Source organism: Massilia niabensis (genome assembly GCF_042655085.1).
Lineage (GTDB): Bacteria > Pseudomonadota > Gammaproteobacteria > Burkholderiales > Burkholderiaceae_D > Telluria > Telluria niabensis.
In genome coordinates this window covers 123,159-144,381 of record NZ_JBHSMU010000003.1, presented here as the reverse complement: position 1 = coordinate 144,381, position 21,223 = coordinate 123,159, and the positions used below count along the sequence as shown (strand labels likewise).

The window sequence follows — 21,223 nt, the reverse complement described above, 5'->3', positions numbered from 1 at the left end:
CGTAAAGCGCCGCTTCGTGCGGCGCATCCTTGTAAGGCGCAAGCCTTCCATCGAAAGGCTCTGCCCACGGTAGGGCCTTTTTAGTTTTTTGGCGGTCAAAATGAAGTTTATCGACGAAGCAAGAATTGAAGTCATCGCGGGCGACGGCGGCAACGGCTGCGCATCGTTCCTGCGCGAGAAGTTCCGTCCATTCGGCGGTCCCGACGGCGGCGACGGCGGCAAGGGCGGCTCGATCTGGGCGATTGCGGACCGTAACATCAACACCCTGGTCGACTTTCGCTATTCGAAAACCCACCATGGCCGCCACGGCGAACCGGGCCGCGGCTCGGATTGCTACGGCAAGGGCGCCGACGACGTCTATCTGCGCATGCCGGTCGGCACGCTGATCATTGATAACGTCAATGGCGAAATCATTGCCGACCTGACCGAACACGGCCAGACCGAACTGCTCGCCAAGGGCGGCGAGGGCGGCTGGGGCAACATCCACTTCAAAACCTCGACCAACCGCGCGCCGCGCCAGAAGACCGAGGGTAAAGAAGGCGAACGCCGCGAACTGCGCCTGGAACTGAAGGTGCTGGCCGATGTGGGCCTGCTGGGCATGCCGAACGCCGGCAAGTCGACCTTCATTACGGCCGTGTCGAACGCCAAGCCGAAGATCGCCGACTATCCGTTCACGACCCTGCATCCGAACCTGGGCGTGGTGCGTGTGTCGCACGAGAAGAGCTTCGTCATCGCCGACATCCCGGGCCTGATCGAAGGCGCCGCCGAAGGCGCGGGCCTCGGCCACCAGTTCCTGCGCCACCTGGCGCGTACCGGTCTGCTGCTGCACATTGTCGACATGGCGCCCTTCGAGGCCACGGTCGACCCGGTCAAGGAAGCGAAAGCCCTGATCAAGGAACTCGAGAAATACGACGAGGACTTGCTCAACAAGCCGCGCTGGCTCGTGCTCAACAAGCTCGACGTGGTGCCGGAAGAAGAGCGCAAGAAGCGCGTCAAGGACTTCATCAAGAAGATGGCCTGGAAGGGACCTTACTTCGAGATTTCGGCCCTGAACCGCGAAGGCTGCCAGGAACTGATCAATGCCATCTACCTGCACCTGGAAACGAAGCGCGCTTCCGACCTGCGCGTGGATGAGTCGATCCAGATGACCGAGGAAGCGCGCGGCATCACCTCAATCGACCCGGACGATCCTCGTTTCAAGATCCTTGAAGACTAAGGATCACCTCCCCAGGCAGCGCCCGGTGAATGGTACGGGGCAACGCTTCACGAGCGCCTGGGCGCGCGTGAAGCTTCTGCAGCTGGTGGCCACCGTCAGTTCGCTGGCGGCGCTCATTGCCATGCTCGACCCGGACCGGGTCGCGGCGGCAATGGGCCTGTTTCTCGTTGGCGTGAACGGCTACAGCCAGTTCTACGCCATCTATGTTGGCATGCGCCTCGCTACCGCGGGGTTGGCATGGCTGGCGGCGAGCCGGAGCGACCAGCCCCTGCTCGGCGATCTCGTTGCACTATTCCTGCTGGCCCAGCCGGCCGGGCGCCTGGTCGCGGCATTCGCGATCGGCCTGCCGCGCGGGGTCTTGTTCATCGTATGCGGGATCGAGTTGCTGGTGGGCCTGGCCCTGCTGGCGCTGCGCCCGCGGAAGATCAGCCTTGCACCATGAGACTCGCCCCATGAATTCCGTCATTCAGCAAGCCGCCCGCATCATCGTGAAAGTCGGCTCCTCGCTCGTCACCGACGAGGGCCGCGGCCTCGACCACGGCGCCATTGCCCGCTGGGCCGCGCAAATCGCGGCGCTGCGCGCACTCGGCAAGGAAGTCGTGCTGGTCAGCTCCGGCGCAATTGCCGAGGGCATGCTGCGCCTCGGCTTCGCCGCCCGCCCGCACGACATCCACGAACTGCAGGCCTGCGCCGCCTGCGGCCAGATGGGCCTGGCCCAAATCTACGAGACAAGCTTTCAAGCACATCGCGTCAAGACCGCACAAGTCCTCCTGACCCACGCCGACCTCGCCGACCGCGAGCGCTACCTGAACGCCCGCGCCACCCTGACGACCCTGCTGCGCCTGGGCGTGGTGCCGATCATTAACGAGAACGACACCGTCGTCACCGACGAAATCAAGTTCGGCGACAACGATACGCTGGGCGCCCTGGTCGCCAATCTGATCGAAGCCGATGCCCTCGTCATCCTGACCGACCAGCGCGGCCTGTATTCCGCCGACCCGCGCAAGGACCCAGCCGCAAAGCTGATCGAACAGGCGCAGGCCGGCGACGACAGCCTGGTGGCGATGGCCGGCGGCGCCGGCAGCAGCATCGGGCGTGGCGGCATGCTGACCAAGGTGCTGGCCGCGCGCCGCGCCGCCCGTTCCGGCGCCCACACCGTGATTGCCTGGGGCCGCGAACCGGACGTGCTCACGCGCCTGGCGCAGGGCGAGGCGATCGGCACCCAACTGAACGCCTCCACCACGCGCCTGACCGCACGGCGCCAGTGGATGGTCGACCACCTGCACACGGCGGGCGAGGTCGTGCTCGACGCCGGCGCCGTGCAGAAGCTGACCCGGGAAGGCAAGTCGCTGCTGCCGATCGGCGTCATCGCGGTCAAGGGCGAATTCGGGCGCGGCCAGCTCATCACCTGCGTCAGCGAAGCCGGCCTCGCCGTCGCGCGCGGGCTCTCCAGCTATACCAGCAGCGAAGTGCGCCGGATCATGCGCCATTCCTCGAACGAGATCGAGGCCATCCTCGGCTATATCGAAGGGCCTGAACTCGTGCATCGCGATAACCTGGTCCTTCTCTGAAAGCACACATGACAACTCCCGCCGCCGTGGTCCAGGCCCAGCTCGACGCCTACAACGCCAAGGACATCGACGCCCTGATGGGCACCTATGCGCCGGATGCGCAGCAGTTCACGCTGCACGGGCCGCTGCTGGCCGAGGGGAGTGAACAGATCCGGCCGCGCTACGTCGCGCGCTTTGCGGAGCCGGACTTGCATGCCCGCCTGCTCAGCCGTACCGTGCTGGGCAATATCGTCATCGACCTCGAAGTCGTGACCCGCAATTTCCCGGAAGGGAAGGGCGCGGTCGAGATGCTGTGCATTTATGAAGTGGTGGAGGGCCGCATCGCGCGGGCCTCGTTCGCCGTCGGTCCCGCCACGTTGTACGCAGGCTGATCTTCCGGCCCCGGCCACATCTGTGGCCTGCGTAACAACTTCGATATTCTTCGTTTAATTGTGTTGCGGTGCGCGGACAGGCGCCCCACATAAGCCTTTCCATATCCTAATTTTCGTTGCTGTAAAGACACGGGTCACGTAGACTATCTGTTATTCCTGTCTCAATATATTTGCCTGCCGGGGAGGGTCGATTGCTGCGCGCTGGTGGTCCGATCCTGTCCGGGACTGGCAGCCCAAGAAAGCGTGTATGAAACTGAGCCGTAAACTTCCCCTCTGCTTTGCCGCCGTTGCCCTGGCGGTTGCCTGTGCCGGTTTCTTCGGCCTGTGGGAGCTGAACCGTTCCATCGCCACCTATGAAGGCGCGGTCGCCAGTTACAGCCAGGCCCAGGGGGTCGAAACCTTGCTGTCGAGCTTCAAGACCCAGATCCAGGAGTGGAAGAACACGCTCCTGCGCGGCAAGGACGAAGCCCAGCGCGCCAAGTACTGGCAAGCCTTCCAGGACGGCGAACGGAAGGTCGCGGACGAAGTCGCGCAGCTGGTCAAGGGTTTGCCGGCCGGCCCGGAGCGCGAGGTGCTCGAAGAGTTCGGCCGCGCGCATGCGCAGATGGGCCAGGATTACCGTAAGGGCTATGGCGAATTCGAGGCTGCTGGATTCGATCCCGCCGCCGGCGACGGGGCAGTCAAGGGCAAGGACCGCGCGCCGTCCGAGCTGCTGGTGAAAGTACGCAAGCAGATCGTTGCCACGACCGAAAAGAACGTCGCCCAGGCGAACGCCAGTAGCGAGCGCGCTACCTTGCTGAGCCTGCTGGCGATGGTGACGGTTTCCGCCGCTGCGATCCTGGCCGGCGTGCTTGTCTCGCGCTCGATCGTGCGTCCACTGGGCCGCGCCGTCGAAGTGGCCCAGTCCGTTGCGAGCGGCGATTTGCGCGCCCGGATCGAGGTTACGTCGAACGACGAAACCGGTCAGCTGCTGGCCGCGCTGAACGCGATGAATACCAGCCTGAAGGCCATCGTGACGAAAGTGCGCAGCGGCGCCGAAACGATCTCCGTGGCGTCGAACGAAATCGCGCAGGGCAATATGGACCTCTCGAGCCGTACCGAGCAGCAGGCTGGCGCCCTCGAGGAAACGGCTTCCTCGATGGAGGAGCTGACCTCGACCGTCAAGCAGAATACGGACAATACGCGCCAGGCCAATCAACTGGCGATTTCCGCCTGCGACGTGGCAGTAAAAGGTGGCGAGGTGGTCGAGCGTGCTGTGGCGACGATGTCATCAATCAATGAATCGGCCAAACAAATCGTCGACATCATCGGCGTCATCGACAGCATTGCCTTCCAGACCAATATCCTGGCCCTGAATGCGGCCGTGGAAGCGGCGCGCGCCGGCGAGCAGGGCCGCGGCTTTGCCGTCGTGGCCGCGGAAGTACGCAACCTGGCACAGCGGTCAGCCACGGCGGCGAAGGAAATCAAGACCCTGATCGGCGCCTCGGTCGAGCGCGTCGAAGCGGGCAGCGTGCTCGTCAACGAGGCGGGTGCGACGATGGCCGACATTGTCACCAGCGTGAAACGGGTGATGGACATCATGTCCGACATCAGTGCCGCTACGGCGGAGCAGGGTGCCGGCATCGAACAGGTCAGCATGGCCGTCATGGAAATGGATGCTGCGACCCAGCAGAACGCCGCACTGGTCGAAGAAGCCGCCGCAGCGGCACAGGCCCTGCGCGAGCAGACCAGCGCGCTCAATGGGGTGGTGAGCGTGTTCAAGCTCGATGAGGACGCGGCGGTCGCAGGCGCCGTGGCGCGGCGTGCGCAACGCCAGGCGCACGCCACCACCCCGGGCGGCTTCCTTCCTGTCCACATCACCTGACCACCGGCACGCAGGCGCGGAACATGCTCCTTGGCCGCGGCGCCGTCCGGCGCGGCGGCTTTTTGCCATTTGGCGCGGGCGCAGCGATAGTGCGGGCGCCAGCTGGACGGTCGCTTTACTGCGGTTCCACCGCCTCCGGCGCGGTCGCCCGCACCGGTTTCGACCGCCGCTGCCCGCTCAGCAAGACACCGATCAGCGTGTAGCGCACCAGCAGCTGGTAGCTGAGCAGGCAGGCGGCCGTCGTCGCCAGGATGTTCAGGGACATTTTGGTGAGCGGCCCGAAGGGCTGGCCGTACAGCAGCGCACCGAAGCCGATCGTTCCCAGCATGTGCACCAGGTAGACCCAGTACGAGCTGTCCGACACGTACTGCATGATCCGGTTCTGCGTCGGCAGGTAGCGCAGCGCCAGGCCGATCAGGGCGAAGCTCCACAGCCAGGTGGTCAGGTTGTAGAGGAAGGCGATCACGGCTTCGATATGCGCGATTCCCTGCGGATTGGCGGTAAATGATTTGAAGGCGGCGAGCGCCAGTACGAAGGGCACGAAGCCTGCGACCGTGTTGCGCCAGCACCTCGCCGTCAGCAGCGGAAAGAGGCCATCCTGATGGCGGTACAGGTAGAGGCCGAAAACGAAAAACATCCCGTTGTGTATCAGCTCGCCGAGGTTCGGGATGAACGAGCCGTTCGCCGCCAGCACGCCGGCCCGGTAGGACGAGCCGATGATCGCAAGCGGGATGGCCAACACAAATGCTCCCCACCATTTGCCCGCCAGCGCGCGAAAGCCGGCGTCGGCGGCCCTGCGCACTCCGGCCGGTACTTTTGACGCCAGCGGCGCCAGGACTGCCGTGAAAACGCAGAACCAGATCAGGTAATAAATGAACCACATGTGCATGGTGTTGAACGGGGATGTCGCCTCCGTTTTCTTCGCCAGCAACGACGGGTCGATGCCGAAGGTGCCGTAGGCCATCAGGTGCAGATAGACCAGCATCAATACCGACGTGCACACGATCAGCAGCGGCCAGAAGATGGCAAAGGGCAGGGCCAGCCTGCGCATGCGGTGCACCAGCATGCCCTTGGCGCCGCGCCGTGCGACGAGCAGGGCCACGAAATAGCCGGCCAGGATGAAGAACACGGGCATGCGGAAGGCGTGGATGAAGACCAGCAGCAGGTCGGCAATCGGAGTCGTCTGGGTGTCGCGCCACGGCAGGGCGGAGGGGCCGGTGATGTGGTTGATCGCCACGTGGATGACGATCCCGAGCCACATCATCATGGCGCGCAGGTTATCGAAGGAATGCAGGCGCCGTGATCCGTCCATGTACGTACTTTCTGTGATTGTCGCCGGTTGGCGGAGCGGCTTGAGCGCCAGTCGCAAGCATTCTAGTACAAAAAGTTACTGAAATTAAACTGTATGCATCCAATTTTATTGCTCAGTCCGCTCAGTTTGCTCCGGGGCAGATCGAGCGGGAGGCATGCCAATTTGCCACGACGCTGTTCATCCATGCCATCGCCTGGGCACGCCCCCTTTGCCTGCGGCCGAGCAACAACCTCAGCGGCAGTTGCCGTAACTATTTCACCAGAAGTAGAGTTTTCTTCGGTATCATATTTCGTTTTAGAAATATCAGCCGGCCACCCGCATGGCATGACGCTTCCCGCTGCACAGCGCCCACCGGCATCAACCCGAGAATATGCCATGACCGATTTTCACCACGCAGCGACCCTCGACGAGATAGACGCCATTGCGCTGGAGGAGGAACCGCTGTTTTATGTGGTCTCCAAACGCAAGTTTGTCCTGCTCTACCTGGCTACCCTCGGCATGTACGGAGCGTACTGGTTCTACAAGAACTGGGCCCGCTACAACAAGATTTCGCCCCATGCATCGAAGGCCGGAAATGGGGTCTGGCCGCTGCCACGCGCGGTGTTTGCGGTCTTTTTCGTCCACTCCCTGTTCGCCAAGATCAAGGCATACGGCAGCGTGAAGCTGGAGGTCGGCGCCTGGCAGGACCGTTCCCATGCGACGGTGCTGGTCGTACTGCTCCTGCTGTCGAACGGGCTCGACCGGGCGGCCAACAAATCGCTGGGTTCGCCGACGACGGATATCCTTGCGCTGCTGATCCTGCTGCCGCTGGCTCACCAGCTGCTGCAGGCGCAGGAAATGATCAACATCAGCTGCGGCGATCCGCAAGGCAGCGGCAACGCAGCATTCAGCACGGCTAACTATGCGTGGATGATCGCTGGCGGCCTGCTGTGGTGCCTGATACTGCTGAGCATAGTGTATCCATAACACCGGCCGGTCAGTTCGGCCGGGAGGACAGGTTTCAGCCTTCGGGGAGGACGGGCGACTCGGTGCCTTCCGGCGCAATCAGCCCATCCGGCGCCGGCGTCTTGTCGCGGAACTCGCACAGGTCCTGGATGACGCAGTTCCAGCAGCGCGGCCGGCGCGCGACGCAGGTGTAGCGGCCGTGCAGGATCAGCCAGTGGTGCGCATCGATCAGGAACTCCTTCGGCACGACCTTCAGCAGCTTCATTTCCACTTCGTCGACATTCTTGCCCGGCGCGATTTTCGTCCGGTTCGAGACGCGGAAGATGTGGGTGTCAACCGCCATCGTCGGTTCGCCAAAGGCCGTGTTGAGCACCACGTTGGCGGTCTTGCGGCCGACGCCCGGCAAGGCTTCCAGGGCTTCGCGCGAATGCGGCACTTCACCGTCGTACTGGTCCACGAGGATCTGGCAGGTGGCGATCACGTTCTTCGCCTTGTTGTTGTACAGGCCGATCGTGGAGATATAGGTCTTGAGCTCGTCGATACCGAGCTCGAGGATCTTCTGCGGCGTGTTCGCCACCGGATACAGTCGGCGCGTGGCCTTGTTGACGCCGACGTCGGTCGACTGTGCCGACAGCAGCACGGCAATCAGCAGTTCGAACGGCGTCGTGTATTCCAGCTCGGTGGTCGGATGGGGATTGGCGGCGCGAAAGCGCGTGAATATTTCTAAACGTTTTGCCGGATTCATGAATCAGTCTTGTCTGGAGGAGGCGGCGCACTTTCCGCCGCGCGCAGGCGTGCCCGTTCCATGGCAGCGGCGATGATGGCGCGCTTGCGCTCCTTCTCGGCCAGTTCCTCGGGCGAATTTGTCGCCTCGGCGGTGACGGCGCGCATTTTTTCGACGGCTTTCGCCGCCAGCCGCGCATCGTTTTCCTCGCGTTCGCGTGTCAAACGTTCGGTGCGGAAATCGTGGCGCGCGCGCGCCGCGTCGGCTGCTTCCTGCGACCAGGCGGCCCAGCCCGTCAGGTCCCCGGTGACCGGCATCATACTGATGCAGTCGACCGGGCAGGGCGCCACGCACAGGTCGCAGCCGGTGCACAGGCTCGGCAGGATGGTATGCATCTGCTTGGCCGCGCCGATGATCGCGTCCACTGGACAGGCCTGGATGCACAGCGTGCAGCCGATGCAGAGCGACTCGTCGATGAACGCGACCGGACGCGCGCGCTCGATGCCGTTCGCCGGATTGATCGGAATGACGGGGCGCCCGGTAACGCTCGACAAGCGCCGCACGCCCTCCATGCCGCCGGGCGGGCACTGGTTGATCTCGGCTTCGCCGCTGGCGATCGCTTCCGCATAGGGACGGCAGGCCGGATAGCCGCACTTGGTGCATTGCGTCTGCGGCAGCTGGTCTTCGATCAGGTCGGCAAGGGTCTTGGTCACGGCGGGGCGGCGGGTTAAAGCCGCCATTATCCAATAAATGAGCGACAAAAGCGCGACACCTGCGATGTGCTGAAGCGAGCTCTGCACTTAGGCGGCGGAACGTACAGAACGGGGTCACAATCCATGGCTAACTAGCGGTATTGGGCACGCGGCCCGAACACCTCCGGGAGGAAGACCATGAAGTCGAACATGATTGCCAAGGCAATGATTGCCCTCGCGCTCGCGGGGAGCTTCCCTGCCGTCGCGCAGGACCGCGGTTATGAACGCGCCCAGGAGCGCCGCGAAGACCGCCGCGACTACCGCGAGGACCGCCGTGAGTACCGCGACGACCAGCGAGACGCACGCCGCGACTACCGCGACGATCGCCGCGAAGCGAGCCGCGATGCCCGTGACGACCGCCGCGACTACCGCCAGGCCCGGGGCGCCGGCCCGCGCCACGACCTGTATCGCGGCCATCGCCTGCCACCGAGGTACCACACCCGCCATTACGTGGTCGACAACTGGCGCTCCCACCGCCTGAGCGCGCCGCCGCGCGGGCACCACTGGGTGCAGGTCGGGAACGACTACGTTCTGGCCGCGATCGCCACCGGCATCATCGCCAATGTCCTGCTTGGCAACTGAATAGGCAACTGAAGCGGGCATCTACGAAGGCCGCTGCTATGATGGCGATATGTCATGGCTGCGGCCTTTGCCTATAACGGAGAACATAATGAACGAATGGATCATCGCCCCCTTGGTGGCTGCCGATGGAACGGCGACACACCGTCCCGGCAACAACGGCAGCGAGGTGGCCAGGGACAAGCAGGACGAGCCCGAGGAAGAGCGCCGTCATGGCGACCGGCGCGATAACCACGACGAGGAAGTCGACACCGACTTCGCGCGCGGCGAAGACCGGCGCGAGGACGTGCCCTGAGCCGGCGGCGCGTGCGGTAATCGAGAAGCGTGCAGCAGGACGTAGGGTAAGCGGCTCGACCGGGTGCTGGCCTGGCCCGCGGCCATGACGCCGCCCACCCTACGGGTATGATGGAACCTGTAGCAGGAACCAAACCGGATAAAAAAATGCCGCGCAAAGGCGCGGCATTGTCGTTTCTACTGCATTCGATCAGCGGAATTCGCGAATGAATTCGCCGATCTTCGGGCAGATCGTCTCGCGCCAGCGGCGGCCCGAGAAGATGCCGTAGTGGCCGGCTTTCGGCGCCACGAAGTCGCGCTTCATGTGTTCCGGAATGCTGCTGCACAGGTCGTGCGCGGCTTGGGTCTGGCCGGCGCCCGAGATGTCGTCGAGCTCGCCTTCGATGGTGAACAGCGCGACCGTCTTGATGTCCTGCGGGCGCACCAGCTGGCCGCCGACGTCCCAGGTGCCAGCCGGCAGGCGGAATTCCTGGAACACGGTCTTGATCGTGTCGAGGTAGTACTCGGCCGGCATGTCGAGCACCGCGTTGTACTCGTCGTAGAACTGGCGATGGCTCTCCGCCGAATCATCGTCGCCGCGCACTAGGTGCTGGTAGAACTCGCGGTGGCTCTGGGCGTGGCGGCCCGGATTCATCGCGATGAAGCCGGCGTGCTGCAGGAAGCCCGGATACACTTTGCGCCCGAAGCCCGGGTAATTGCCCGGCACCGAGTAGATCACCGTATTCTCGAACCACGAGAACGGCTTTTCGACGGCCAGGTCGTTCACGGCCGTGGGCGACTTGCGCGGGTCGATCGGGCCGCCCATCATCGTCATCGTCTTCGGCAGCTTCGGGTCATTGTTCGACGCCATCAGCGAGATCGCGGCGAGCACCGGCACGGTCGGCTGGCACACCGAAATGACGTGCACGTCCGGGCCGAGGGTGCGGATGAAGTCCTGCACGTAATAGATGTAGTCGTGCAGGTGGAAGGCGCCGTCGGACAGCGGAACCATGCGCGCGTCGATCCAGTCGGTAATGAAGACGTCGTGGTCGGGCAGCAGGGCGCGCACCGTGTCGCGCAGGAGCGTGGAGTGGTGGCCGGACAGCGGCGCAACCAGCAGCACGGTCGGCTGCGCCAGGCTTGTTATCGCCGCCTCGGGCAGGTCTTTTTTGAAATGTACGAGTTTGCAGAATGGCTTGGTGACGGCAGCCTCTTCGACGATGCCGACTTCCTCGCCCTTGATGGTGGTAGTGGGGATGCCGAACGCCGGCTTTTCGTAATCCTTGCCCAGACGGTACATCAGTTCATACCCGGCGGCGATACGCTGTGAGAACGGAGTGTGGGCGAATGGAGAAACCGGATTCGAAAACAACTTCGATGACGCATCCGCCCATTGCATGAGCGGGGTCAGGAAGGAGCGTTGCATCTCGTGCAATTGGTAGAGCATAGTATTCCTTCGTTGTCGAGCGCGTCGCGTTTGATACGCGATATTTCATCAAATCATTATAGGGTAAGTCGCTTGGCCAGTGGAAATATCTGTTCCCGGGCAGACTGCGTTTGATGTGCGCTTAACGGGGTTATACACCCCTTTTTGTTACGGCGTCAGTGATGCGACGCACATAAAAAACAATGCCCCGCAAAGGCGGGGCAGTGTGGTTTTCAAGATACTGGACGAATCAATCGAAGACCGGCGTCTCGACGCCGAGGATCTTGTGCAGCTTCGGCGAGGTCGTCGTGTACTGCATGTGGATCTTCTTGTCCGGGAAGATGTAGGGCGCCGCGCCGAAGGCAGCCAGTGCTGCTTCGTGGAAGCCCGACAGGATCAGCTTCTTCTTGCCCGGGTAGGTGTTGATGTCGCCCACGGCGAAGATGCCCGGCACATTGGTCTCGAACTTTTCGGTATCGACGACCTTCAGCTGGCGGCGCTCGATGTCGAGGCCCCATTCGGCGATTGGGCCCAGCTTCGGCGACAGGCCGAAGAACACCATCAGCATGTCCAGCGGGACGCGGCGGGTGACGCCGTCGGCGCCGGTGACCTTCACTTCGCTCAGTTTGCCGTCAGTTTCGTCAAAGCCGGTGACCTGGCCGATGATCAGCTGCATTTCGTATTCTTCGCACAGGGCCTTCATCTTGGCCACCGAAGCAGGGGCGGCACGGAAGTCTTCGCGGCGGTGCAGCAGCACGACCGATTCGGCCTTGCCGACGAAATTCAGGGCCCAGTCCAGGGCCGAGTCGCCGCCGCCGCAGATGACCAGGTTCTTGCCTTCGAACAGCGACGGGTCCTTGACGCGGTAGTGCAGCTGGCTGCCTTCGAACTTGTCGATGCCATCGACCTTGATCGTGCGCGCCTGGAACGAACCGACGCCGGCCGCGATGAAGATGGTCTTGGTGATGAAGCGGGTGCCGGCCGAGGTTTCGACGTTGAAGCGGCCGTCTTCGCGGCGCTGCACGGTGGTAACTTCCTGGCCCAGGTGGAAGGTCGGCTCGAACGGCTCGATCTGCTTGAGCAGGTTGTCGGTCAGTTCCTGGCCGGTGCACACCGGCACGGCAGGGATGTCATAGATCGGCTTGTCCGGATACAGCTCGACGCACTGGCCGCCGACGGCCGCGAGCGAGTCGATGACGTGGGCCTTGATCTCGAGGAGGCCGAGTTCAAAGACCTGGAACAGGCCAACGGGACCGGCGCCAATGATGACGGCGTCGGCGTCGATGGCGCCGGCGAACGAACTGTTAGGGGCGATGCTGCCCGCATCGTGGGTGGCACTGATAGTCATGCGCTAAATCCTGTTGATTTTGAATAGAGGGCGCTGCAGGTAGGCCCGTTGAATGCGGGCCTGTTCGTGCGATGGCCGCTAGTGTGCCATGGATGACGTGAGCCTGCTGGCAAAGGCCGAAAACCGGCCAGCAGGCGCTGCGGCTGCTTGCTTCTTAGCGGGCCAGCTGTTCCAGCTTGCTCTTGACGTCTTTCCACTCGTCCGCATCGGGCAGGGCCGGCTTGGTCTTGGTGATCGAAGGCCATGCGCGCGACAGGTCGGCGTTGAGCTTGATGAATTGCTGCTGGTCGCCCGGCACGTCTTCCTCGGCATAGATCGCATTGACCGGGCACTCGGCCACACAGACGGCGCAGTCGATGCACTCGTCAGGATCAATTGCGAGGAAATTCGGGCCTTCCCGGAAACAATCGACCGGGCATACATCGACGCAGTCGGTATACCGGCAGCGGATGCACGATTCGGTGACAACGTGGGTCATAACAGTCCTATCTATGGTGGGGTGCCGCGGCGTCAGCGCGAGGTGAGGCCGCCAACATGGCAAAGCACTGTATTTTAGGGCAATTCAGCTTTTCCTACAAATTACGCTTAGACACAATATACATAAGCAAATGAGGAGCGTGACGCCCGATTCAGACGTGTTATGCACCATCGCACGCCGAAGGACGGAACCCATTCCTACACCGCCCCACGCAAATGCGCCAGCAACCCCTGCCATTCCGTCGCCCCGAGCGAGCCGTCGTCCGCCAGCACCACCGACTTGCAGCGCCCGCCATCCTCCACAGTGATTTCCCAGCGCGGCAGGTCCGCCCCGACCGCGCAGGGCGGCGGCGCGCCGAAGAAGTCGACCCGGTGCAGCAAGGCCTCCAGGTCGCGGCCGCCGGCGATGCAGGCCGTGTCGAGCTCGACCTGCCGCGCCAGGCCGGCAAAGCCGCCTCCCATGGTCGCCCTGATCTTCACGGCCGGTCCGCCGCCGCCGCGATCGCCGCGGCGGCCAGCGCGCCTGACTCGTCGGGCGCCGGCGCTTCCGCTGTGCCTTCGCCGGCCGGCCCGTTCCGCCCGCGTTCGGCGCACCAGCGCGCCAGTGCCTGCGCTTCGGCCTCGAGTACGCGTTCGATGTTGTAGTACTCGGCCAGGTTCATGGTGCCGCAGCAGGCGCGCCGGTCCTGCATGGCGCCGGGTGCGTCGCAGACTCCAGCGGCGAGCCGCTTGAAGCGAGGCTTGAGTGCCGGCGTTGCCGCGTCCGTCGGGTCGACCGGGGCCGGGGCTTCGCCGGAATAGTCCGGTTCCGCCACGACTTCGCGGATGGTGAACTGGTGGCGGATCGCGTCACCGTAGCTTGCCGGCTTGCCGTCCTCGATCGCCAGGCGCAGCATCTCGTTGGCCACGTCGGCATAGGTGGCGGCAATGTCGGGCGCCGCCACCAGCGCGCGCAGCACCAGCCCGCGCAGCCAGGCCGCCACCCGGTGCAGCACGGCGGCGTCGTCCTCGAGCGCCGGGTTGCGCTCGAGCGCGAAGAGATCGGCCAGGATGTCGTACACGGCGCCGGTGAACACCTGCGAAATCGCATGCACCTGGGTGCCGGCCTGCGACAGCGTCAGGTCGTTGTCGGCATTGCGCAGGCCCGTGGTGCCGCCCAGCGCCAGGCCGAACTGCTCGGCGATGTCGGCGAGGAAGGTCTTGTCGTGCAGGCGCGCCTTGGTCTGCGCCACCACGGCTTCGCACTGGTCCAGCTGCGACAGCGCCAGGAAGATGGCGGTGAGGTCGCCGAAGGCTTCGTGCAGGCCGCCAGTCTGGGGCGGCGCGTCGGCCAGCAGCCAGTGGGGCTTCAGGCCGTCGAGCACGGCGTGGCCGGTCTCGTGGGCGACGATGTCGAAGGAGCGGCAGGTGAACACCCGCTCTGTTTGGCCGGACGGCACGAAGTCGCCGAACTTCAGGCAATTCTGGGTGCGGCTGTAGAAGGCGTTCATCACGTTCGGCAGGCCGTAGGGGAAGATCTGCAGCGGCGCCGTGTCGATACTGCTGTTCCATTGCCACGGCAACGGCATCTCACTGCCGCTCGACGACAGCGAGCGCTGGTACATGGTCAGCGTCTGGCGTACCACGGCAAAGGTGTGCACGGCGTCGAACTGCGGCGTGTCGGGCATGGTCACGAAGTCGCCGAAGGCATTCGGCTCGACCGGGGAAATTCCCGGATCGCCCGATGCGATGCGGGCGTCGCGCGGGCCGGCCAGCACGATGCCCGGCAAAAAGGCCTTGCGCGTGCCCATGTCGAGCACCGACGGATCCTGCTTCCACATCAGCACGCGCGCGCCAAAGGCATAGGGCAGGGGGACGCTTGAGTCGGGCGGGGCGTCGACCGCGCGGGGTATGCCCGGCTGGTCGAGCAATTTGGTCGCCTTGCGGTGTTCGCGGTAGGGCGCGCTTGGGGTGGGAATAAAGGCGACCGGGGGCTGGTCGCGTTCGAAAGTGACAGGGTCATCCGGCAGCAGGGCTCGTTTCTGATTCATTGCGCATCCTCGCGTGATTGAGATACATCAGCAGATACTCGCGCCCCCGGCGGATCGAGTTTTGACCCACGTCAATTGCACAGTGGACTGGTATCTCTCCCATGCAACTGGCATCATGGCGGATTGTCTTGCGTTTGCAGAGGAAGGAAACACAGATGGCCGACATCCAGATCGTCCAGGAACACAACCTGAGCCCGGAGCGGGCACGCGCCGCGGCGCAACAGGTGGCCGACAAGGTGGCCACCGAATTCGGCATGGCCTGCCGCTGGGATGGCGACGTGTTGCGTTTCGAGCGCAGCGGGGTCGAGGGCGCCCTGACCCTGGGCGAGCAGCGCGCGGCGCTGCGGATCAAGCTCGGGTTCCTGATGAGTGCGTTCGGGCCGGCGATCGAGGCGAAGGTGGCCGACAAGATGCGCCGGGTGTTCGCGGCGGCGTGAGGGGTGCCACGCCGCGCGCGCGGCTGATCAGCCCTTCAGCTCTTCAATCAAATCGATGTACTGCTGCATCGCGTCTTCTTTCGAGGTGCCTTTCAGGCCATCCCATGCGTCGAACTTGGCGCGGCCGACCATGTCGGTGAAGCCTGGGCGCTCGCCGCTGGCGTCGCCCACGGACGCCTGCTTGAACAGCGCGTAAATCTTCAGCAAGGTCATGTTGTCCGGGCGTTCCGGCAGGTTCTTCGAATCGGCCTGGGCCTGGGTAAACTGGTCTTGCAAGCTCATAAAAACTCCTGTTGGCTGGTTGTTCAGTAAGCATTGATGCTAAGGCAATGCACCCAGCCATCTTAGCCGACGCTGCCGTGGATCATGCGGTTTCGCGCCGCACTTTAGAGGGCATGCTCGACCATGGCGGCCCCTGAAACGCAAACGGCGCCCGCAGGCGCCGCTTGACATCGCATGGAGCGATGATTACACCGCCAGCAGTTCGACGTCGAAGATCAGGGTTGCGTTCGGCGGGATGGCGCCGCCGGCGCCGCGTGCGCCATAGCCCAGGTTTGCCGGGATGGTCAGGCGGCGCTGGCCGCCGACTTTCATGCCCTGCACGCCTTCGTCCCAGCCGCGGATCACGTGGCCGGCGCCCAGCGGGAACTGGAACGGGTCATTACGGTCCTTGCTCGAATCGAACTTCGCGCCAGGCGTACCGTCGTCGTTGCGCAGCCAGCCGGTGTAGTGGACGGTGACGTAAGCGCCGGCTTTCGCCTCGGCGCCTTCGCCGACGACGGTGTCTTCGTATTGCAGGCCGGAAGCGGTGGTAGTAGTGGTCATGATTTTCCTTCAATATTCGGGTTGAGGGGCGATTGTAGTGCAAGGTTTCACAACGTGCCATTCATACCCGCTTGCGGCATCCGCTTGCGGCTCCCGCTTGCGGGCACCGGCCCCGTGAATTCTGACTACAATGTGCTTTTGCTATCGGGAGCGTCCCACCATGCCAGCACCTGTTCCGTTCATCCCCGGGAGGCGCGCATGAGCGGCGTCGCCCGCGCCTGGCGCCGCGCGCTGCGCGCCCAGTTTTCGCGGCGCATGCTCATGCTCTCCTTCGTTCCGCTGCTGCTGTCGCTGCTGGCCTGGGGCGGCCTGTTGTGGGCCTTCCTGCCGGGCCTGCTCGACTGGCTGCACGCGCTGTTCGTCGAATACGGCTGGTTCCAGTCGAGCAACAGCATGCTGTCGACCCTGGGCCTGGGCGCGCTGAAGGTGATCGTGGTGCCGATCGTGGCGATCATCCTGCTGTTGCCGCTGATGATCGCCTCCTCGCTGCTGTTCATGGGCATTTTCGCCATGCCCGCCATCGAGCGCCATGTCGGCCGGCGCGACTACCCGAAGCTCGAGCAGAAGGAGGGCGGCAGTTTCGCCGGCAGCGTATGGATGAACCTGTCGAGCGTGGCCGTGTTCGCGCTGCTGTGGCTGTGCACCGTGCCGCTGTACGCCATTCCCCCGCTGGCGGTGGTGGTGCAGGCGGCGCTGTGGGGCTGGGTGGCGTCGCGCGTGATGAGCTACGACGCGCTGGCCGCCCACGCCAGCGAGGCCGAGCGCAAGGCCCTCATGCACAAGCACCGCTGGCCGCTGCTGGCGATCGGCATGGCCTCGGGTGCGCTGGGCGCCTTGCCAGGCATCGCGTGGATCGGCGGCGCGGTGCTGGCGGTGGTGCTGTTCCCGATCCTGGCGATCCTGTCGGCCTGGCTCTACCTCGTGATTTTCCTGTTCACCGGCCTGTGGTACCAGTACTACTGCCTGCAAGCCCTGGAAGAGCTGCGCCTGGCGAGCCCGGCTGGATCAGTGCCGGCGCCCATGCACGGCGACAGGGCCTTGTAACCCGGCCGTGTAGGAGTCGAATACCCATGCCTGTAGGCATCAATGCCATCCAGATAACTCTGCCGTTGTTTTTTTGCGAAAAAAATCAGGGCAGGTCAAATTTGTTGAACAGGGCTTCATGCAAGACCTGTTGATGTGGTGGAATGGTGGCTTGGGCGCGGTGAAATCCGCAGCATTTTGCAGTTGTTTTACGGCGCCCAAAACGTGAACCAACGACGACCTCGAACACTCGAACAGACCGGTAGCAGGGATGGCGAGCAGGTTGACAGGCATTGCAGGAAAAACGATTCAAACCGGTTAAGCCATCATGGAAAGCACTCGCCGTTTCAAACGGCCTCGTAACGTATTTCAGGCGGTGCGCAACCTGCGCACCCGCTCCGACGGCAATGCCGCGCCCGCCATGGACGCGGGGGGCCAGGAGGCAGCGCAGTACGACACCGTCCCCCATCTGTCGCTGGTGACAGGGTCAGGAACCGGCTCGGCGACGGCCGCTGCCGCGGTCGTCACCGACCCTGTGCCCGGCGGCGCAGGCGAGCCTCCGGCGAGCGAACCCGAGCGCGAAGGCGAGCCGCCGCGCGGCACGGGCCGCGGCAAGCGGCTCCTGTTCGGCCTGCTGCTGGTGGTCGTTGCCGCCGGCTCGGCCTATGCCGTCTACGAAACCCGCACCTCGACCCTGCAGGCCAAGATTTTCGCCGACATGATGGAGGAGGTGAACTTCCGCATGGCCAAGGGGCCGAGCGACTCCATCCGCTTCCCGGCCATGAGCCCCTATGACGCGCGCCTCGGCTACGCGCACATGCCGTCCTACCTGGCCAAGCTGCAGGCGCGCGACTACGTCGTCGAGTCCCAGGCGCGCATGTCGCCGAAGATGCTCGAACTGGCCGAGCACGGCCTGTTCGCCACTTATCAGGAAAAGACCCGCACCGGCCTGGAAATCCTCGATTTCCGTGGCGAGCCGCTGTTCGGCACGCGCTTCCCCGAGCGCTCCTACGAGCGCTTCGACGACACGCCGCAGCTGCTGGTGCAAAGCCTGCTGTTCATCGAAAACCGCGAGCTGCTCGACCCGGCTTACCCGAAACGCAACCCGGCCGTCGAATGGGACCGCTTCTCGAAAGCCGTGTTCGACAAGGCCTTGTCCTCGGTCGGCATTGGCGGCGGCGGGCGCGTCGCCGGCGGCTCCACGCTGGCTACCCAGATCGAAAAATACCGCCACTCTCCGGAAGGGCGTACCGCCTCGCTCGAGGACAAGCTGATCCAGATGGCCTCGGCCACGCTGCGCGCCTACCGCGACGGCGAAGACACCACCGGCACCCGGCGCCAGATCGTGCTCGACTACCTGAACACGGTGCCGCTGTCGGCCAAGCCCGGCTACGGCGAAGTGAACGGCATCGGCGACGGCATGTGGGTCTGGTACGGGCGCGATTTCGCGAAAGTGAGCGCCGCCCTGAAGGGCCGCCTCGACACGCCCGAAGCCGTGCTCATCTACAAGGAAGCGCTGTCGCTGATGATCGCGCAGCGCCGTCCGGCCTATTACCTCGGCGCCGGCAAGGCCGACCTGGAAACGCTCACCGACAGCCACCTGCGCGTGCTGGCCCAGTCCGGCGTGATCACGCCGCAGCTGCGCGACGCCGCCCTCAGGGCGAAGCTGCATCCGGCCCTCTCGTCCGGCGTCGAACCGCCGGCGGCGAACGCCTTCGTCTCGCGCAAGGCCGCCAACGCGGTGCGCAACCACCTCGGCTACATGCTGGGCGAATCGCGCCTGTACAACCTCGACCGCCTCGACATGTCGGTCGTGTCGACGCTGGACGGCCAGGCACAGCAGGCCGTCACCAGCGTCCTGCGCCAGCTCACCACGCCCGAGGCGGCGGAAGCGGCCGGCCTCACCGGCAAGGGCCTGCTCGGCAACGGCGACCCGGCCAAGGTGATCTACAGCTTCACGCTGATGGAGCGTGGCGACAACGTCAACTACCTGCGCATCCAGACCGACAACTACGACCAGCCGCTCGACATCAACGAGCAGGCCAAGCTCGATCTCGGCTCCACCGCCAAGCTGCGCACGCTCGTCACCTACCTCGACATCGTCGACCAGCTGTACCGCCGCTACGAGCCGCTCGACGCGAAGGCGCTGCGCGAAGCACGCATCGATCCGAAGGACCGCATGAGCCAGTGGGCGGTCGAGTACTTCCTGACGCTGCCGGCGAATGCCGACCGCAGCCTGAAGCCAATGCTCGACGCGGCCATGCAGCGCAAGTATTCGGCCAACCCGGGCGAGGGCTTCTTCACCGGCGGCGGCCTGCATTACTTCGGCAACTTCAGCAAGCTCGACAACTCGAAGATCATGACGGTGCAGGAAGCGCTGCAGCAGTCCACGAACCTGGTGTTCGTGCGCATGATGCGCGACGTGGCCCGCTATTACATGTTCCAGCTGCCGGGTTCCTCGGCCGCCCTGCTGGCCGACGCCGACGACCCGCGCCGCGCCCAGTACCTGGCGCGCTTCGCCGACAGCGAAGGCAAGACCTTCCTGGCGAAGTTCTGGAACAAGTACAAGGGCAAGACCCCGGCCGAAGTGAATGCGCTGCTGCTGGCCGGCATCCGTCCGGCAGCCTCGAAGCTGGCGGCGGCACACCGCACGATCGCCCCGAACGCGACCTTGCAGCAGTTCGGCGCCTTCATCAACCAGTCGCTGCCGACCAACGAGGTGGACCAGGAACGCATCGAGAAGATGTACGACATGTACGCGCCTGCCAACATGTCGCTGGCCGACCGCGGCTACGTCGCCTCGACCCACCCGCTGGAACTGTGGCTCGTGGGTTACCTGCGCAACCACCCGAAAGCGACCTGGAGCGAAGCAGTCGCCGCCAGCGTGAAGGAGCGCCAGGAAGTGTATTCCTGGCTGTTCAAGACCAATCGCAAGAACGCCCAGGACAAGCGCATCGCCGGCCTGCTGGAAGTCGAGTCCTTCCTGAAGATCCATGCGCAGTGGAAGAAGATGGGCTACCCGTTCGATTCGCTGGTGCCGTCGTATGCGACGACCCTGGGCGCCTCGGCCGACCGTCCGGCCGCGCTGGCCGAACTGATGGGCATCATCATCAACGGCGGCGTGAGGAAACCTGTCGAGCGCATCAATTCGCTGCACTTCGCCAAGAACACGCCTTACGAGACCCTGGTCAAGCGCTCAAGCAAAGTCGAGCACGAAGTGGTGCTGTCGCCAGAAGTGGCGCGCACCGTGGCCGACGCCATCCGCGGCGTGGTCTCGGACGGTACCGCCAAGCGCGTCAAGACGGCGTTTGCCATGGCCGACGGCAACATCGTTGCCCTGGGCGGCAAGACCGGTACCGGCGACCAGCGTTTCGACGTGTACGCCCGGGGCGGACGCCTGATCGAGTCACGCTACGTGAACCGTTCGGCGACCTTTGTCTTCAACATCGGCGAACGCTTCTTCGGCAGCATGACGGCCTATGTGCATGGCCCGCAGTCGGAAAACTACGACTTCACCAGCGCGCTGCCGGTGCAGCTGCTCACGTCCCTGGCGCCGAGCCTGATGCCGATGATCGAAGCATCCCGGGGCGGCGTCGCGGCGCAGCTGCTACAGCCGAAACCGCAAAAGCCGGCGCCGCAGTTCGCCCAGCATGCAGAATCGCAGCCGGAGTCTGCTGAGGCGCAGCCAGCGGAGCCGAAGCTGCAGCCTGCAGACTCGAAGCCGAAGGCGGTGGAGGCGAAGGCAGCAGAGCCGAAGCCGAAGGCGGCAGAGCCGAAGCCGAAGGCGGCGGAGCCGAAGCCGAAGGCGGCAGAGCCGAAGCCGAAGGTGGCAGAGTCGAAGCCGAAGGCGGCAGAGCCGAAGCCGAAGGCGGCCGAGTCGCACCCGAAGGCGGCGGAGCTGAAGCCGAAGGCGCAACCGGTGGAGTCGCAGACGGCGCAACCGAAGCAGCAGGCGCAGCCTCCGCGCTCAGAGTCGACCCTGTTCTGAGGTGAGGGGAACACCCACGGGCGAACGCGCGCGCCAGGCTAGCCGGCGTGCGGTTTCCCGCA

Annotated in this window: 21 protein-coding genes; 11 read left to right on the top strand and 10 right to left on the bottom strand. The window is 64.4% G+C overall.

Going from position 1 to position 21,223, the window contains the following annotated elements:
* Positions 1–100: 100 nt before the first annotated feature.
* From obgE to ACFPN5_RS00795, 5 genes are all read left to right on the top strand, one after another.
* A complete protein-coding gene (gene obgE / locus ACFPN5_RS00815; protein WP_379779112.1) occupies positions 101–1,216 on the top strand; it encodes a GTPase ObgE in 1,116 nt (371 codons plus the stop codon).
* 67 nt (positions 1,217–1,283) lie between these two features.
* Entirely contained in the window at positions 1,284–1,658 is a 375-nt protein-coding gene (locus ACFPN5_RS00810; RefSeq protein WP_379779110.1) for a hypothetical protein, read from the top strand.
* Between the two features lie 10 nt (positions 1,659–1,668).
* Positions 1,669–2,787 carry a glutamate 5-kinase gene (gene proB, locus ACFPN5_RS00805; RefSeq protein WP_379779108.1) on the top strand — a complete coding sequence of 373 codons (1,119 nt, stop codon included), beginning with the start codon at positions 1,669–1,671 and terminating at the stop codon, positions 2,785–2,787.
* Between the two features lie 8 nt (positions 2,788–2,795).
* Positions 2,796–3,158 (top strand): nuclear transport factor 2 family protein, encoded by a 363-nt coding sequence (locus ACFPN5_RS00800; RefSeq protein ID WP_379779106.1) that lies wholly within the window; start codon positions 2,796–2,798, stop codon positions 3,156–3,158.
* A 247-nt stretch (positions 3,159–3,405) separates the two neighbouring features.
* Positions 3,406–5,022 (top strand): methyl-accepting chemotaxis protein, encoded by a 1,617-nt coding sequence (locus tag ACFPN5_RS00795; RefSeq protein WP_379779104.1) that lies wholly within the window; start codon positions 3,406–3,408, stop codon positions 5,020–5,022.
* 115 nt (positions 5,023–5,137) lie between these two features.
* Here the strand turns inward: ACFPN5_RS00795 and ACFPN5_RS00790 are convergent, their stop codons facing one another.
* Entirely contained in the window at positions 5,138–6,334 is a 1,197-nt protein-coding gene (locus ACFPN5_RS00790; RefSeq protein WP_379779102.1) for an acyltransferase family protein, read from the bottom strand.
* 324 nt (positions 6,335–6,658) lie between these two features.
* Between ACFPN5_RS00790 and ACFPN5_RS00785 the strand changes: the two genes are divergently transcribed.
* On the top strand, positions 6,659–7,300 hold the full coding sequence (locus tag ACFPN5_RS00785; RefSeq protein ID WP_379779100.1) for a hypothetical protein: 642 nt from the start codon (positions 6,659–6,661) through the stop codon (positions 7,298–7,300).
* Positions 7,301–7,334: 34 nt separating this feature from the next.
* Here the strand turns inward: ACFPN5_RS00785 and nth are convergent, their stop codons facing one another.
* Together nth and rsxB are read right to left on the bottom strand one after the other, a co-directional pair.
* Positions 7,335–8,024, bottom strand: coding sequence for an endonuclease III (nth, locus tag ACFPN5_RS00780; RefSeq protein ID WP_379779098.1), 690 nt, complete (start codon positions 8,022–8,024; stop codon positions 7,335–7,337).
* Positions 8,021–8,764 carry an electron transport complex subunit RsxB gene (gene rsxB / locus ACFPN5_RS00775; protein ID WP_379779096.1) on the bottom strand — a complete coding sequence of 248 codons (744 nt, stop codon included), beginning with the start codon at positions 8,762–8,764 and terminating at the stop codon, positions 8,021–8,023. The genes nth and rsxB overlap by 4 nt, the downstream gene beginning before the upstream one ends.
* A 129-nt stretch (positions 8,765–8,893) precedes the next feature.
* Between rsxB and ACFPN5_RS00770 the strand changes: the two genes are divergently transcribed.
* Entirely contained in the window at positions 8,894–9,337 is a 444-nt protein-coding gene (locus tag ACFPN5_RS00770; protein ID WP_379779094.1) for an RcnB family protein, read from the top strand.
* A gap of 88 nt (positions 9,338–9,425) precedes the next feature.
* Positions 9,426–9,629 carry a hypothetical protein gene (locus ACFPN5_RS00765; RefSeq protein ID WP_379779092.1) on the top strand — a complete coding sequence of 68 codons (204 nt, stop codon included), beginning with the start codon at positions 9,426–9,428 and terminating at the stop codon, positions 9,627–9,629.
* 189 nt (positions 9,630–9,818) lie between these two features.
* On the opposite strand, the gene ACFPN5_RS00760 is transcribed toward ACFPN5_RS00765, so the two are convergent.
* The 5 genes from ACFPN5_RS00760 to ACFPN5_RS00740 all read right to left on the bottom strand — a co-directional run bounded on the left by ACFPN5_RS00760 (position 9,819) and on the right by ACFPN5_RS00740 (position 14,888).
* Positions 9,819–11,054, bottom strand: coding sequence for a polyhydroxyalkanoate depolymerase (locus ACFPN5_RS00760; RefSeq protein ID WP_379779090.1), 1,236 nt, complete (start codon positions 11,052–11,054; stop codon positions 9,819–9,821).
* A gap of 229 nt (positions 11,055–11,283) precedes the next feature.
* Positions 11,284–12,381 carry an NAD(P)/FAD-dependent oxidoreductase gene (locus ACFPN5_RS00755; protein WP_379779088.1) on the bottom strand — a complete coding sequence of 366 codons (1,098 nt, stop codon included), beginning with the start codon at positions 12,379–12,381 and terminating at the stop codon, positions 11,284–11,286.
* A 154-nt stretch (positions 12,382–12,535) separates the two neighbouring features.
* Positions 12,536–12,859: a ferredoxin FdxA gene (gene fdxA / locus ACFPN5_RS00750; RefSeq protein WP_379779086.1), complete on the bottom strand. Its 324-nt coding sequence runs from the start codon at positions 12,857–12,859 to the stop codon at positions 12,536–12,538.
* A 197-nt stretch (positions 12,860–13,056) separates the two neighbouring features.
* Positions 13,057–13,338, bottom strand: a complete 282-nt coding sequence (locus ACFPN5_RS00745) for a protealysin inhibitor emfourin (RefSeq protein WP_379779084.1) — start codon at positions 13,336–13,338, stop codon at positions 13,057–13,059.
* Positions 13,335–14,888: a gluzincin family metallopeptidase gene (locus ACFPN5_RS00740; protein ID WP_379779082.1), complete on the bottom strand. Its 1,554-nt coding sequence runs from the start codon at positions 14,886–14,888 to the stop codon at positions 13,335–13,337. Before ACFPN5_RS00740 ends, ACFPN5_RS00745 begins: the two co-directional genes overlap by 4 nt.
* 155 nt (positions 14,889–15,043) lie before the next feature.
* Here ACFPN5_RS00740 and ACFPN5_RS00735 point away from each other — a divergent pair, with 155 nt between their 5' ends.
* On the top strand, positions 15,044–15,325 hold the full coding sequence (locus tag ACFPN5_RS00735; RefSeq protein WP_379779080.1) for a polyhydroxyalkanoic acid system family protein: 282 nt from the start codon (positions 15,044–15,046) through the stop codon (positions 15,323–15,325).
* A 27-nt stretch (positions 15,326–15,352) separates the two neighbouring features.
* Here the strand turns inward: ACFPN5_RS00735 and ACFPN5_RS00730 are convergent, their stop codons facing one another.
* Positions 15,353–15,607 (bottom strand): acyl-CoA-binding protein, encoded by a 255-nt coding sequence (locus ACFPN5_RS00730; RefSeq protein ID WP_379779078.1) that lies wholly within the window; start codon positions 15,605–15,607, stop codon positions 15,353–15,355.
* Positions 15,608–15,793: 186 nt separating this feature from the next.
* A complete protein-coding gene (locus ACFPN5_RS00725) occupies positions 15,794–16,150 on the bottom strand; it encodes an FKBP-type peptidyl-prolyl cis-trans isomerase (RefSeq protein WP_379779076.1) in 357 nt (118 codons plus the stop codon).
* A 198-nt stretch (positions 16,151–16,348) separates the two neighbouring features.
* Here ACFPN5_RS00725 and ACFPN5_RS00720 point away from each other — a divergent pair, with 198 nt between their 5' ends.
* Positions 16,349–17,194 carry an EI24 domain-containing protein gene (locus ACFPN5_RS00720; RefSeq protein ID WP_379779074.1) on the top strand — a complete coding sequence of 282 codons (846 nt, stop codon included), beginning with the start codon at positions 16,349–16,351 and terminating at the stop codon, positions 17,192–17,194.
* A gap of 307 nt (positions 17,195–17,501) precedes the next feature.
* Positions 17,502–21,161 (top strand): transglycosylase domain-containing protein, encoded by a 3,660-nt coding sequence (locus ACFPN5_RS00715; RefSeq protein WP_379779072.1) that lies wholly within the window; start codon positions 17,502–17,504, stop codon positions 21,159–21,161.
* Positions 21,162–21,223 lie beyond the last annotated feature (62 nt).